General features: G+C 68.2%; 14 protein-coding genes and 1 pseudogene. 10 read left to right on the top strand and 5 right to left on the bottom strand.

Features of this window, described 5'->3' with window-relative positions; genetic code table 11:
• Positions 1-199 precede the first annotated feature (199 nt).
• A pseudogene (locus NDO75_RS15425) lies at positions 200-457 on the top strand (SLC13 family permease); the annotation flags it as partial.
• Positions 458-462: 5 nt separating this feature from the next.
• Here NDO75_RS15425 and NDO75_RS15420 read toward each other — a convergent pair.
• The gene (locus tag NDO75_RS15420) at positions 463-1,593 is read right to left on the bottom strand and encodes an ORC1-type DNA replication protein (protein ID WP_310907442.1); all 1,131 of its coding nucleotides are present in this window, start codon (positions 1,591-1,593) and stop codon (positions 463-465) included.
• 131 nt (positions 1,594-1,724) lie between these two features.
• On the opposite strand from NDO75_RS15420, the gene NDO75_RS15415 reads away from it, so the two are divergent.
• On the top strand, positions 1,725-2,045 hold the full coding sequence (locus NDO75_RS15415; protein WP_310907441.1) for a hypothetical protein: 321 nt from the start codon (positions 1,725-1,727) through the stop codon (positions 2,043-2,045).
• Positions 2,046-2,071: 26 nt separating this feature from the next.
• Here NDO75_RS15415 and NDO75_RS15410 read toward each other — a convergent pair whose 3' ends face one another.
• Both NDO75_RS15410 and NDO75_RS15405 read right to left on the bottom strand, forming a co-directional pair.
• A complete protein-coding gene (locus NDO75_RS15410) occupies positions 2,072-2,239 on the bottom strand; it encodes a hypothetical protein (protein WP_310907439.1) in 168 nt (55 codons plus the stop codon).
• A gap of 103 nt (positions 2,240-2,342) precedes the next feature.
• Complete coding sequence (locus tag NDO75_RS15405) at positions 2,343-3,038, bottom strand: hypothetical protein (protein WP_310907438.1); 696 nt, start codon at positions 3,036-3,038, stop codon at positions 2,343-2,345.
• Between the two features lie 146 nt (positions 3,039-3,184).
• On the opposite strand from NDO75_RS15405, the gene NDO75_RS15400 reads away from it, so the two are divergent.
• The 6 genes from NDO75_RS15400 to NDO75_RS15375 all read left to right on the top strand — a co-directional run bounded on the left by NDO75_RS15400 (position 3,185) and on the right by NDO75_RS15375 (position 7,938).
• Positions 3,185-3,961, top strand: coding sequence for a GTP cyclohydrolase IIa (locus tag NDO75_RS15400; RefSeq protein WP_310907436.1), 777 nt, complete (start codon positions 3,185-3,187; stop codon positions 3,959-3,961).
• A gap of 4 nt (positions 3,962-3,965) precedes the next feature.
• A complete protein-coding gene (locus NDO75_RS15395) occupies positions 3,966-5,030 on the top strand; it encodes a zinc-binding alcohol dehydrogenase (protein WP_310907435.1) in 1,065 nt (354 codons plus the stop codon).
• 85 nt (positions 5,031-5,115) lie between these two features.
• Entirely contained in the window at positions 5,116-5,493 is a 378-nt protein-coding gene (locus NDO75_RS15390) for a 6-carboxytetrahydropterin synthase (RefSeq protein ID WP_310907434.1), read from the top strand.
• Positions 5,494-5,497: 4 nt separating this feature from the next.
• Positions 5,498-6,586 carry a glycosyltransferase family 4 protein gene (locus NDO75_RS15385; protein WP_310907433.1) on the top strand — a complete coding sequence of 363 codons (1,089 nt, stop codon included), beginning with the start codon at positions 5,498-5,500 and terminating at the stop codon, positions 6,584-6,586.
• Between the two features lie 44 nt (positions 6,587-6,630).
• Complete coding sequence (locus NDO75_RS15380) at positions 6,631-7,554, top strand: methyltransferase (protein WP_310907432.1); 924 nt, start codon at positions 6,631-6,633, stop codon at positions 7,552-7,554.
• Positions 7,555-7,686: 132 nt separating this feature from the next.
• On the top strand, positions 7,687-7,938 hold the full coding sequence (locus NDO75_RS15375; protein ID WP_310907431.1) for a hypothetical protein: 252 nt from the start codon (positions 7,687-7,689) through the stop codon (positions 7,936-7,938).
• A 118-nt stretch (positions 7,939-8,056) separates the two neighbouring features.
• On the opposite strand, the gene NDO75_RS15370 is transcribed toward NDO75_RS15375, so the two are convergent.
• Positions 8,057-10,093: a helix-hairpin-helix domain-containing protein gene (locus tag NDO75_RS15370; RefSeq protein WP_310907548.1), complete on the bottom strand. Its 2,037-nt coding sequence runs from the start codon at positions 10,091-10,093 to the stop codon at positions 8,057-8,059.
• 78 nt (positions 10,094-10,171) lie between these two features.
• On the opposite strand from NDO75_RS15370, the gene NDO75_RS15365 reads away from it, so the two are divergent.
• The gene (locus NDO75_RS15365) at positions 10,172-11,737 is read left to right on the top strand and encodes a SagB/ThcOx family dehydrogenase (protein ID WP_310907430.1); all 1,566 of its coding nucleotides are present in this window, start codon (positions 10,172-10,174) and stop codon (positions 11,735-11,737) included.
• Positions 11,738-11,962: 225 nt separating this feature from the next.
• Positions 11,963-12,922 carry a DUF368 domain-containing protein gene (locus NDO75_RS15360; protein WP_310907429.1) on the top strand — a complete coding sequence of 320 codons (960 nt, stop codon included), beginning with the start codon at positions 11,963-11,965 and terminating at the stop codon, positions 12,920-12,922.
• A gap of 72 nt (positions 12,923-12,994) precedes the next feature.
• Here the strand turns inward: NDO75_RS15360 and NDO75_RS15355 are convergent, their stop codons facing one another.
• The gene (locus NDO75_RS15355; protein WP_310907428.1) at positions 12,995-13,336 is read right to left on the bottom strand and encodes a hypothetical protein; all 342 of its coding nucleotides are present in this window, start codon (positions 13,334-13,336) and stop codon (positions 12,995-12,997) included.
• Between the last annotated feature and the right edge of the window lie 192 nt (positions 13,337-13,528).

Genomic DNA, 13,528 nt, shown 5'->3' with positions numbered 1-13,528 from the left:
TCAGCCGCTTCAGTCCGGCAGTTCCCCCACTTGCCAGCGGCGAGGAACCCCACCTTCATATATCCACTGGCCGATCGGGGCGAACCGGTAGTCATCCCTCGAGAGCGACTGGCCGATCGGAGACATGCCGAAACATGAATTTGGCAATAGCTCACAGAAACAAGAGTATGAGCGACGAGGGACTCGCCGAGGACGGCCGATGATCGGGACGGAGCTTCCCACCGGTGCACTGGTGGTATTCGGACTCATCGCCGTCGCCCTCGTGCTGTTCGTTTCGGAACTCATTCCAAACGACGTGACCGCGATCGGAATCATCGTCTCGCTGGCGGCACTCGAGCCGCTGACCGGCGTGGGCCACCGGGCGGCGATCTCGGGTTTTGCCAACACCGCGACGGTAACGATCGTCGCGATGTACATGCTCAGCGCGGGTATCCAGCAGACCGGTATCGTCCAGCGGCGCGGTCACTCGAGCCGGTCTAACACCGCTTCTTTCTCGTAGGACAGCGAGAGCGAGCGCGAGCGCCCTCGCCCGTCGACGTCGGCGTAGTCGGCGTCGATCAGACCCAACTGGTCGAGTTTGTTGACGATCTCGGAGTAGCGCGTGTAGCCCAGATCGGTCCGGTCGTGGAAGACCTCGTAGACCTCGCCGGCCTGCTCGCCGTCGTGCTCGGCGATCACCTCGAGCAAGGCCCGCTCGGTGTCGGTCAGTCCCGAGAGCGACCGCGAGAGGTTGATGTACTTCGACTTCTCGTACGCCTCCTCGACGTCCCGGCGCTCGACGGTGCGGCTGGCCCGCATCTCGGCGTTGAGCCCGGCCCGCCGTAGCAGGTCGATACCGACCCGGAGGTCACCGCTGTCGGCGGTGAGTTCGGCGACGTACTCGAGGGTGTCCCGCGAGATGACGCCGTCGTGGAAGCCGCGCTCGACTCGCTCGGCGAGGATGTCGACGATCTCCGGCTGATCGTAGACGGGGAAGTAGACGTCTTCCGGGCGGAAGACGCTCTGAACCCGCGAATCGAGTTCGTCGATCACGTCCAGTGCGGGATCGGAGGAGACGACGACGACGCCGATCTTCGCGCCGGGGTACTCCTCGTGGGCCCGCAGTAGTGAGTACAGCGTATCGCTGGCCTCGTTCTCGTAGAAGAGGTAGTTGACGTCGTCCAGGGCGACGACGAGCACTTTGTCCTCCTCGACGAGCTTCTCGGCGATCTGGCCGAACAGCTTCTTGAACGAGATGCCCGAAGAGGGCGGTTCGTAGTCGAACGTGCCCTCGAATAGCCGGGAGAACACCGAATACCGGGTCGCGTTGACCTGACAGTTGACCCGAATCGTCCGCACGTCGCTCGTCTGGGCCCCCACCTCGTCGAACAGTTTCTGGATCGCCGTCGTCTTCCCGGTACCCGGCGGCCCCCGGACCATGACGTTCAACGGTCGCGACCCCCGCACCGCCGGGCGCAGCGCGTACGTCAGGCTCTGGGTCTGGCCCTCGCGGTGCTTGAACGTCTCGGGAACGTAGTCGATTTCGAAGACGTGCTCGTTTTTGAACACGGATTCGTCCCACGACAACATCCCCCCGTCGGGGTCGTCTGCCATCACTTTCACCCTGCTTCCCCAGCGTCTTAATGGTTCGGTGGCGCGATATCACGCTCCGTCGGGAAACATCACGTTACTGTGTGCCACAGTCACAATAGTTAATATTCATTAAATTGATTCAGGCGATAACGATGACGACGCCGACACCGCCGAACGCCGTTCCGGACTTCATGCTCGAGCAGTTCGCCGAACTCTCGCCGGAGACCCTGCGGGGCGTCGGCGACTACGCTCGAACGGACACGTACGTCGCACCCGACGGGATGCCGGATTCCCTGAAAGAGTCGTTCGCACTCCAGAACGACGAGACGCTCGCCGCGATCGCGGACTACGTCGACGAACTCGCCGCTTTCCTCGAGGAGCGCGAGGCGGACTCACTCGCCGCGATCACCGACACCGGCGACGACGAGGAGAAGTGGGGACACAAGAAGATCCTCGAGTGGCACGGCGGCTAGCCGACCTGCAAGCCTTGCGAGTCGGGTCAGGCGGCCTCGATCCGCTCGAGCCAGCGGTCGAGATCCGCCGGAGCGATGCGGTCGCGGTGTGAGACGCGGGCGTGGGCCCGCGCGAGCCGCGCCGCCTCCTGACCGGAATCACAGCGGAGTTCGAAGGAACAGCCGTTCCGCGGACACGAGAATTGGTATGCCATGTAATAACACACCCTCGGAGCGAGCAAAAGCTTCGCACTTGCATTCCCGCGGTCCGATCGACTCAGCGCCGGTCGGCGGCGCGACCACCGCTCGCGGCCGAGGTCACGGCTCGCGATCGCCTCGGTGCCCGATCGTTCGCCCGATTAACCGCCGCGTCAGACCCCGGAGTCGGTCGATCATCGGTCCGAAGACCGGGTTCGCGGTCACGGCGACGTAGGCCGGTACGGGTTCGTATCGGCCGGTTTCGAGGAACCGCAGCGCGGCCGCCGTCGCCCGGTGATTCCCGTCGGCGACGAACCAGGGGGTCGCGCCGCGTCTGGTCCGGACGATCAGCGGGTCGAACCGCGTACCCGATTCGAGGTCGTTGCGGTACCGCTTGACCGCGTCGGAGTCGATTCCCGCCGACTCGAGCGGGCCGAACCCCTCCTCGCGAACGCGCTCGGCCACGCCGAACAGGGTGCCGTCCGTGGAGGCGCCACGCCACAGGAGATCCTCCGGCCCGTCCACCGGTCGGAGCTCGAGGAACCGTTCTCTCTCGAGCGCGAGCCGATACCATCGGATCGGGCGCTCGCGGTAGACGAACGCCGCCGCGCCCGGTTTCGCCGAGAGGAGCGCGTCGAGTACCGCCGACGCGTTCGACGGGATCGACCCGGGATCGACGTCCGCCGCACCGCCGTCGGCCTCCCGCGCGAGCCACTGGCGGAGCACGCGCTCCTCGGGGATCCGTTCAGCATCCGCCGCTCCGACGCCGAGAGTCTCGGGCCGTTCGGTGGCACTCGCGGCGTGCGTTCGTGACACGAGCCGGTCCTCCGACCGGTAACTATGGTACCGGATGGCATATATCTGCGGACGGGGACGCGGGCGGTCTCGAGCGGGTACGGTCCGACGGAGTCGACGTCGGCCAGCACCCACGAATTATACCGTTAGACATGGTACGGAGGGAGGTGACTTCGATCGAAACACAGGTCACGGTCATCCAAATCGACAACTACGGGCCGTGGACGGTGACGCCGTCACCGAAACGAGAGGCCGACCTGCAGATGCTACAGTCCCAACTGTACGCGGATATCGCGCAGGTCGTCGCTCACCACGACGGCTACGTGTTCGCGACGCGGTACGACAACATGATCGCCATCACGAACGGCCTCGACCTGGAGGCACACCGTCGTATTCAAGACACCGTCCGAAACCGCTATCCCGTCACGGTCAGCCTCGGTGTCGCAACGGGGGCCTCGCCGCGTGAGGCGGTCGGCGAGGCGACGTCGAACCTCCAGGCTGCCGGGAGCGCTCAGGACGGCTCTCGAACCGAAATCCTGCGCAGCGATCCGCCGTGCGACGAGGGGACAGTCCAGATCGCCCACTTCGACGTAAACGACGCGACCGAGCGATACACCGACGAGTTCAACGCGTTCGAGGTGTTCCGTCGCATCGACCGGGGCTATACGGCGCTTCTCGAGCACATGTACGACGCGCACGACTCGCTGTCGTTTTTCATCGGCGGCGACAACATCATCTCGGTGACCGCGGGACTCGACCGGGCGGCGTTCGACGAGGCGATCGATCACGTCGCCGCGGCCGAGGGGATCGAACTCAAAGTCGGCGTCGGCCGCGATCGGACGGCCGGCGACGCCGGAATGACGGCAAAGGAGGCTCTCGAGCGCTGCCGGGAGTGCGGAACGCGCGTCGAGATCGGCACCGACGAGAGCGCGAGGAGGGCGTAACACGATGACGGCTCAGTCGGTGTACTTCACGGGACCCCGTCAGGTCGAGGTCCGGGAGACGGCGGTGGCCGACCCCGGTCCGGAGGAACTCAAAGTGTCCGCGACGGTATCGGCCATCAGCTCCGGGACGGAGCTGTTGCTCTACCGTGGCGAAATGAACCCGGAGATAGCCGCGGACGAGGCGCTGGAATCGCTCTCCGGATCGTTCTCCTACCCGTTCCCGTACGGCTACGCGGTCGTCGGAACGGTGACCGCCGTCGGCGTGGACGTCGACCCGGCGTGGCGCGGCGAGACGGTGCTCGCGTTCCACCCCCACGCCAGCGAGTTCGTCATCGGGAGAGACGAGGTGAGCGTCGTACCGGACGACGTTTCGCCCGAAGCGGCGGCGTTTCTCCCGAACGTCGAAACGGCAGTCAATCTGATCCTCGACGGGGAGCCCCGCATCGGCGAGCGAGCGGTCGTGTTCGGTCAGGGAATCGTCGGGCTGTTGACGACGACACTGCTGGCCGAGACGCCGCTTTCCTCGCTCGTGACCGTGGACTGCTACGAGAAGCGACGACGGCTCTCGGAGGCGTTCGGAGCCGATCGGAGTCTCGATCCCGATGACGTGGACCCGGCCGCGGTGATCGGAGGACGGACACAGCCGACCGAACGGCCGGAGTCGCCGTCCGGGCGGAGCGGCGGGGAGACGCGCCCGCGTCGGGCGGATCTCACGTACGAACTCTCGGGTGACCCGGCAGCGCTCGACGCTGCCGTCGACGCGACCGGGTACGGTGGCCGAATCGTCGTCGGGTCGTGGTACGGAACCAAGACGGCAGACCTGTCGCTCGACGGGCGGTTCCACCGGAGCCGAATCCGCCTGATCAGCAGCCAGGTGAGTACTATCGCACCGGCCCGGCGCGGACGCTGGACCGTGGCGCGTCGGCTGGCGACCGCGTGGCGGCGCCTCGAGGACGTCGAGACCGATCGCCTGACGACCCACCGAACTCCGATCGCGGACGCTCCGGAGGCGTACGCGATGCTGGACGATCGACCGAACGAGACGGTTCAGGTGCTATTGACGTACTGACCGGAGTCGAGACCGTTCCGCCGTCGCCCGCCGGTCCGGACGGTTCGCACCCCAGGCTTTAGTGCGCATGCGTGGTCTGAGGGGTATGTACACGGTGACAGTCACCCGCGACCTGATCACCCGACACTGGCTTACGGTCCCCGATCCCGGGCCGGAAGGCGATCTCCACGCCCACCATTTGACGGTGGAGGTCCAAGTGGAAGGCGAGCAGCTCGGAGAGTACGGCTACCTCGTCGACATCGACGACCTCGAGGCGGTCGTCGACGAGCTGGCGGACCGATACCGAGGGGCGACGCTCAATGAACTCCCCGAATTCGAGGGACTCAATCCGAGCGTGGAGCACTTCTCGCGATTCTTCGCAGAGCGAGTCGTCGACGGAATCGAGACGGACCGACTCGACGCGATCGAGGTTACGACGTGGGAGGAGGACACGGCGGCCGCCTCCTACGCCGCGACGGTCTGATCCGATGCGGCTGGGGTTAGTCGTGTACGACGGCCTCGGACGCACGTCCGGCGGCTACCGCTACGACCGGCGGATCGTCGCGGGGCTCCGCGACCGGGGCCACGAGGTGACGGTCGTCCCGATACCGAGAGACGGGTACGGGACGAACCTGCTCGATAACCTCTCCCCGGAGGTCGCCGCCGATCTGACCGCCCTCGACGTCGACGTGCTGTTGCAGGACGAACTCTGCCACCCATCGCTCGTCCGACATAACCGCCGGCGCGACGACGACGTGCCGGTGGTCTCCATCGTCCACCACCTCCGGTGTCGGGAGTCACGGTCGACCTGGCGCAACGCACTCGTCCGAGCGATCGAGCGCCGCTACCTCGAGACGGTCGACGCGTTCGTCTACAACAGCGACCCCACTCGAGAGACCGTCGAAGGGCTCGTCGATCCGAAGCCGAGCGTCGTCGCGCCGCCCGGCGGCGACCACGTCGATCCGGGCGTTACGCGCGAGCGGATTCGCTCGCGCGCTCGCGAGCCGGGACCGCTTCGAGTCGTTTTCGTGGGGACGCTCGTCGAGCGAAAGGGGCTCCACACCTTGCTCCGCGGGCTGGCCGCCCTGCCGGCCGACGAGTGGTCGCTGACCGTCGTCGGCGACCCGACGGTCGATCGGGAGTACGTCCGTCGGATCGATCGGCTGGTCAGCGCGTTGAGCGTCGAACGGTCGGTGACGTTCGCGGGCCGACTCTCCGACGACGCGCTGTCGTCGACCCTTCGGGAGGGACATCTCCTCGCAGTTCCGTCCAACTACGAGGGGTTCGGCATCGTCTACCTCGAGGGAATGGGGTTCGGACTGCCGGCGCTCGCCTCGGCGGCCGGCGGCGCCCGCGAGGTCGTGACCGATGGGAAAACGGGACGGTTGGTTCCGCCGGGCGAGCCGCGAACCGTCGCCGAGGCGGTGGGCTCGTTCGCGACCGATCGCGAACGCCTCGCCGAGATGGGAGTCGCCGCCCGAGACGCCTACGACGCCCACCCCACCTGGGCCGACGCCGTCGACCGCGTCGAGACGTTCGCGACCGGGATGAGGAAAATCGCGGGGCCGTTCCCGTGACGGCTGGACTTTAACACGCCGCGGGTCGAGGGGACGATAGAAGCGTGATCGAGCCCGATCGTTACTCGTTTCGCCGATACCTCGACGCCAAGCGATCCGTCGACCGGCGCGCCCGAAACCGACGCGTCGCGGCCGCGTTCCGTCGCGCGCTCGAGGGGTTCGACGAGCCGGTCGAACTCTGCGAGATCGGGACCGGGACGGGCGCGATGATCGAAACGATTCTCGAGTGGACCGTCGACACGGAGGTTCGATACACGGCCATCGACGTCGATCCGGCCCTCGTCGAGGCCGCATCGGACGGTATCGCCGACCGCCCGAGGGGCTCGAGCCGCGAGCCGGCCGGGTCGGACGGGTCGATGCGCGTGGACCGCGACGGGGCGGCGTTCGAGGTCGAGTTCCGCGCCGAAGACGCGCTCGCCCACCTTGCGGACGGCGAGTCGACGTACGACGCCGTCGTCGCCCAGGCGTTCCTCGATCTCACGGACGTTCGAACGGCGCTCGAGGCGGTCGTCAACGGGCTGCGACCGGGGGGAATCGCCTACTTCCCCATCACGTTCGACGGGGTGACGTCGCTGGTACCGCCGATCGACGCCGAACTCGACGAGCGCATCGAACGCCGGTTCCACCGCCGTATGGACGCGACCGAGAAGGTCGACGGCGAAACCGGCGACAGCGAGGCCGGCCGCCGCCTGCTCACCGCGATTCCGGAGACGGGCGGTCGCGTCGTCGCGGCGGGCGGCTCGGACTGGGTCGTCCGGCCGAACGACGACGGATACGCGGCGGACGAGGCGTACTTTCTCCACCACATCGTCGATACCATCGAATCCGCGCTCGAAGCCGACGGAACGCTCGACGCGGAACGGCTGCGAACGTGGGCGGAGGCGCGCCACGAACAGATCGCGGCCGCGGAACTCGTCTATCTCGCTCACCAACTGGACGTCCTCGGCCGCTGGCCGGCGTCGACGTAGCGCTCGCGAATCGGGCGATCGGCGCGTCCCGTCGGCGGGGTCGGCGAGAGCGGAGTCACGCCGACCACCTGTCCTGCCAGTGCCGGGGGGACCCCGTTGGGTTATAGATCGCCGGGGGTAGTAGCGCGGGCCATGCGCTGGAAACGACGACGCGACCTCGAGGGCGGGAAGGAACTCGGCGTCTGGCTCCTCGTCGACGGCGACGCGGTCGACGAAGAACTGTACGTCGAGTCCCACGAGTACCGCGGCGGCGGATTCGACGTCTACACCGCCACCCCCGACGGGGAGTGGACACACGAAGGCGAGTTCGGGGACGTCGACGCCGCCTTCGAGCGGGCGCTCGACGTGCTCGAGTCCAGTTCGCATCCAGTCGAGGGACCGTGACCCGGGCGACGGCGGCCCCGGCGTTTGCGGTCCCTCGACCCGAGCGGCGTCTCGGATAGGAGACGGGTGCGCACCCGAAGCGAAGAGCGGCGAGAGACGACGGAGAGCGACGCGGGCGCTACTCGAACTTCTCGAGCAGGCGATCGTAAAAGAGCGGTTCGGGCTCGCCATCGCTCGCCGACGGCGCTCCCCCGTTCGTCGCCGTCGCCCGCGATTCGTCCGCCAGTTTCTCGACGATCAGCTCCGGCGTCGACCGCGCTAAGTGGTCCTTGACCGGCGAGCGATTTACCTCGAGTTCGCCGTCGACCAGTCCCACGGCCTCGATGCCGTCGACGGTCACGTCGAAGTCGGCCATCTCCCGGATCTCGCCCGCGAGGTGCGAGACGAACACCGCCGTTGCGCCGTTGTCCGACAGCGCCTCCAGAATTCCGGCGATGATCTTCGCCGACGCCCCGGGCTCGGTGATGCTCTCGAGTTCGTCGACCAGCACCAGCGAGCCTTCACCGCCCTGTGCGAGGTCGGCGAACTCGCGGACCGTCGACTCGAACGCGCCCGCGTCCAGCGTCCCCTGAGTCTTCGCGTGGTAGTGTAGATCGTCGAATCGGCGGAGTCGAACCCGCTCGGCGGGGACGGGCAGCCCCATGTGGGCCAGCACGACCACGCTCGCGACCAGATCGAGCATGGAGGTCTTCCCGCCGCTGTTGACCCCGGAGAGCAAGGCGACCCCCGAGACGGCGTAGTCGACGGGGTCGATCGCCTCGAGCGGTTCGTCGAGCAGCGGCGAGCGACCGCTCTCGATGTCGAACCCCACCTCGGCCGTGGAATCTGCGAACTCCGGCATCGTACACTCGAACTCGCGTGCGAACCGGGCAACCGCGAGTTCGACGTCCAACTCGAGAGCGTCCCGAACCAGCTGGCGGGCACCCTCCCGCTGGTCGGCGAGGTCGGCGGCGAGGTCGCGTTTGAGGCGGCCGGCGCGGCGCTCCTTGGCCGCGGTCAGCTCCTCGCGCAGTCGACCGACCGCGTCCTCGTCGCGTTCGACCGGAAACGTCGGCTCGTCGCCGAAGGCCCGTCTCGCGATCTCGGCCTCGCCCTGATCCAGGTCGAGCGCATCGACGAGGTGGTCGCGGGCGGCCTCGACCGCCGCCGCATACTCGTCGGCGAGTTCCCGCGAGAGCAGGGAATCGACGCCGGCCCCGCGCTCGACCAGCGAGAGCAGATCCGCGCCCTCGATCGTCACGTCCTGCTCGCGGATCGCCTCCCGGAGCCGGTCGTTGGCGACGTTCTCCGCGGTGCCCGCCGCCGCGTCGAGGTCGTCGACCGCCGTCGTCAGCCGATCGAGTTCGTCGTCGCCCGCGACGGTGCCGTCCTCGGACAGCCGCGAGAGGCCGTCCTCGAGCGCCGCGAGATCGCATGGCGGCTCGAGATCGGCTGCCCGGTGGACCGCGACGGCCGCTCGCAAGCGGTCCCGGTTGCGCGCGAAGAAGGCCAGCGGGCGCTCGGGGACGACCTCGGCCGGGTTCTCGAGCGCGTCGGGGCGGACCTGCACGTCGCCCTCGAGGGTGACGCCGGCGAAGGACTCGTCGAGGGCGATTACCGTCGAGTAGCCCCGCGCGAGTTCGGCCAGCCCCTGCGCGTCCTCGACGATCTCGACCGAGAGTTCCGGGATCGCTTCGCGCGCTTCGGAGTAGCGCTCGGCGTCGGTCGTCGCCAGACAGCGCTCGCGGACCGTCACGTCGCCGGGCTCGCGGAGGGGTTCGACCCCCTCGAGCGCCTCGACCACCTCGGGACTCGGCTCGCGCTCTATGGCCTCGGCCGCGAAGGCCTGCACCTCCTCGATGCGCGAGCGCTTCGGGCTCGGGTAGATCGTCTCGAGTCGCTGGGCGGCGTAGTCGGTGACGGTCCGCTCCTGGAGCAGGCCGAGCACCTGCCGGTAGACCTCGCGGGCGCGGTCGGTCGCGAGGAAACCGCCGGGATCGTCGTGCTCGAGCCGGATCGCTCCCCGCGCGATGCGGGCGGCCCGGCCCTGAGAGATCCCCGGCGCGGTCGCGATCGCCGCCACGTCGCCCGCCCGGAGCGCGCGCTCGGGATCGTCGAGTTCGGCCAGCGCTCGGGCCGTCTTCTCGCCGACGCCCGGGATCGACTCGAGGTCCATGTTCTCGAGCGGCGTAACAGACCGGAGCGAGAAAAAGCTCCCGCCCGGTTTTTCGGAATCGGTGTGGTAGTCCAGCGCATGCCAGTCGGAGCCCTCGAGTACCACGACCGGACGAAACACTCCCCCAGAAGCGTCCGCGAGGGGAGTCACGGGCTGAATTTCGACAACAAGCCGACGCCGTACAAGGAGTACACGGATCTGTCCGTGAGACCGCTCGCGGAGCGGATCCGACCGCCCCAGCAACCCGCGCTCGCGGCCATCGCCGAGCCGACGCCCGACGGCGGTTCAACTCGAGACGGCCGCCTCGATCTCGAGACCGTTACGACGCTCTGTTACTACGCCGCGGGCGTCACCACGGAGATCACCCGCCGCGGTCGTTCCCTACTGTTCCGGGCGGCGGCGACCACCGGCGCGCTCTACCACGTCGATCTGTACGTCGTCTGCGGGGACCTCGAGGGCGGTGAGACAAACGGCGGGACCGACCTCCCGGCCGGCGTCTACCACTTCGATCCGCGAACGCTCTCGCTCGATGTCCTCCGCGACGGGGACTACCGGGGAGTCCTCGCGAGCGCCAGCGGGCACGCGGGCGTCGCCGACGCGCCGCTGTCGATCGCGACGACCTCGACGTGGTGGCGCAACGCCTGGAAGTACGGCGACCGGACGTTCCGCCACGCCTTCTGGGACTCCGGGACGACGCTCGCGAACCTGCTGGCGGTCGCCCACGCGCTCGAGCACCGCGCCGAGGTCGTCACCGGCTTCGCGGATCGGCCGGTCGCCGATCTGCTCGGCGTCGAGCCCGCGCGCGAAGCGCCGCTCGAGATCGTCCCGATCGGCGCGGGCGATCCGGTTTCCGAATCCGATACCGTCTCCGCCGACATCGACCCGATCGATCCCGACACCGCGCCGCTCTCGCCGAACGAGAAGGAATCCCCGCTGCTCCGCGAGGCGTGGGTCGCCGGTACCCTCGAGAGCGGGACCGAAGCCGACGCCTGGCGGTCCGGACGGCCGGCGGGACCGATCGGCACCCGCGATCCCGGCGACGGCGAGCGAATCGCGCTCGATCCGGTCGATCCGGTGACGGCCTCGAGCCGCCCGCTCCACCGGACGATCCGCCGGCGCGGCTCCTGTCGCGAGTACGAGCGCGATTCGATCAGCGTTCGAAAACTGTCGACGGTGCTCGACCGCGCCGTCCGCGGGGTGCCGATGGACGTTCGCAGCGACGACGCCCCGCCGCTGTCGTTCGTCGACCCCTATCTCGTCGTCAACGGCGTCGAGGGACTCGAGGCCGGGACCTACCGCTACCATCCGGCCGCGGGCGAATTCGAGCGGCTGCGGGCCGGCGAGTTCCGAGACGAGGCGGGCCACCTCGCGCTGGACCAGCGGCTGGCCGCCGATGCGGCGGTCTGCGTCTACTTCCTGGCTGATCTCGAGGCAGTCGTCGACACGTTGGGCGACCGCGGCTACCCCGTGGCCCAGCTCGAGGCGGCGCTGACGGCCGGCCGGCTGTATCTGGGGACCTACGCCCACCGCGACCTCGGCGGGACCGGGCTGACGTTCTACGACGACGTCGTTTCGGACTTCTTCACACCGGAGGCGGCCGGCCAGACGCCGATGTTCCTGTACACGATGGGGCGACCGGCCTGAGCATTCGGCTCGGAATCGTGGTGCCGTCTCGAGAGAGGCCCGGCAGCGAGACGGCCGACAGTGCACAGTGGTAGCACGCGGTGACGACGGTATGCACTTTTATACGGCCGCGCGTCGCCCAGTCGAGCATGCAGCCGACACGGCGGCCCGATCCGTCGGACGCGAGGCGGTGGCATCGCACGCTGTCGATCCAGGACCCGCGCCGGGAACGCCGAAACCGAACGAATGGAGTATAACAGCACCGACGTGGTCGTCGACCGCCTCCAGCTGCTCCGGGCCTACGGCTACGGGCTCTGCATGGGGACCGCCGACGCTCTCCCCGGCGTCTCCGGCGGTACCGTCGCGCTCCTGCTTGGCTTCTACGGACGGCTGATCGCCGCCGTCACGGCGTTTACGCCCCAGCGAGCGGTCGACATCCTCGGCGGCTACCGGACGGAACGTCGGCCGCGGGCCCGGGAGGCGCTGCTCGAGCTGGATCTCGGGTTTCTCCTCCCGCTCGGCGTCGGTATGGCCACCGCGGTCGTGCTCATCGCCGATATCGTCTCGTCGCTGGCGAAGTCCCACCCGGTCGCGATGTTCGGTTTCTTCACGGGACTGATCGCCGCTTCGGCGATTACGCTCGGTCGAAACCTCACGTTCACCACGCCCGGACACGCCGTGACCGCGATCTCGGGTGCCGGGCTCGCGTTACTCGTCGCCGCCGACCTCGTCACGCTGCCCGGGAGCGGCCCGGCCGTGATCGTCGTCGCCGGCGCGATCGCGGTCAGCGCGATGATTCTGCCGGGGATCTCCGGCTCGCTCATCCTGATCCTGCTCGGCCAGTACGTCTTCCTGTCCTCGGAGCTGAGCGCGTTCGTCCGCGCCATCGGCGACCTGCTCGGCGGCGGCTCGCTCGCGGCCGTCGTCGATCCGGGAACGACCGTCGTGCTGTTCGTCGCCGGCGGCGTCGTCGGACTGCTCTCTATCGCCCGCGTCGTCCGCGCAGCGATGGCACGCCGCCGCGAGCTGACGTTCGTCTTTCTCGTCAGCCTCGTCGCCGGCTCGACCCCCGCCCCGCTCACCAACATCGGCCAGACGCACGCGTGGACGACGGAAACGATCACGCTGACCGCCGCGTGGGCGGTCGTGGGTGCGGTCGCGCTGTTCGGGCTCGAGTACCTCGTCGGCGGCTTCGAGCCGGAGTGAACGCGTCGGGCCGGCGGCGACGATCGCGCTCGCGCGGCCCGTGGCATTCCGTTGCGACCGATCGCCCGCTACTCAGTCGCCGAAATCCGCGTCCTCGAAGTGCTCGTTCGCGAGGTCGTCGATCAGGTCCTCGATCTCCGCTCGCTCGTCCTCGTCGAGGTCGTCGATCGCACCGACGCCGTGACCGCCGCTCTTCGCCGTCTGCAGGGCGTTCCTGTTGAGATCGCCGTCGGGATCGACCACGGGGAGTTTCAGGTCCGTGAAATTCTCCGGCGGGAACCCCGACGCAGAGAGGAGGAAGTGGTCCGCGACCTCACCCAGATCGTCGGTGTCGAAGTCCTCGAGTCGCGGTTCGTCCCATTCGTCAGTCGTGGTACCCGAGTACTCGGGTTCGTGTACCTCGTAGTTTCCCATGATCGGTCGTACGGTCCGTCGTACAATCGGTCCCTCCCTTGCGAGAGCAGCGACCGCGGAACGGAGACGATTCGAGGGAGGCGTCGTCGGGTACGGCGGGCGATCGAACGATTGTCACCAGTAGGGTAAACGGACTCGAGTTGGTGGTTCGCAACGGCGTCACCGAGGACGCCGTGTGTACCGGCCCCGATA

This window comes from Natrinema sp. 1APR25-10V2 (assembly GCF_031626495.1).
GTDB lineage: Archaea > Halobacteriota > Halobacteria > Halobacteriales > Natrialbaceae > Natrinema.
This window is presented reverse-complemented; position numbering and strand designations above follow the sequence as displayed.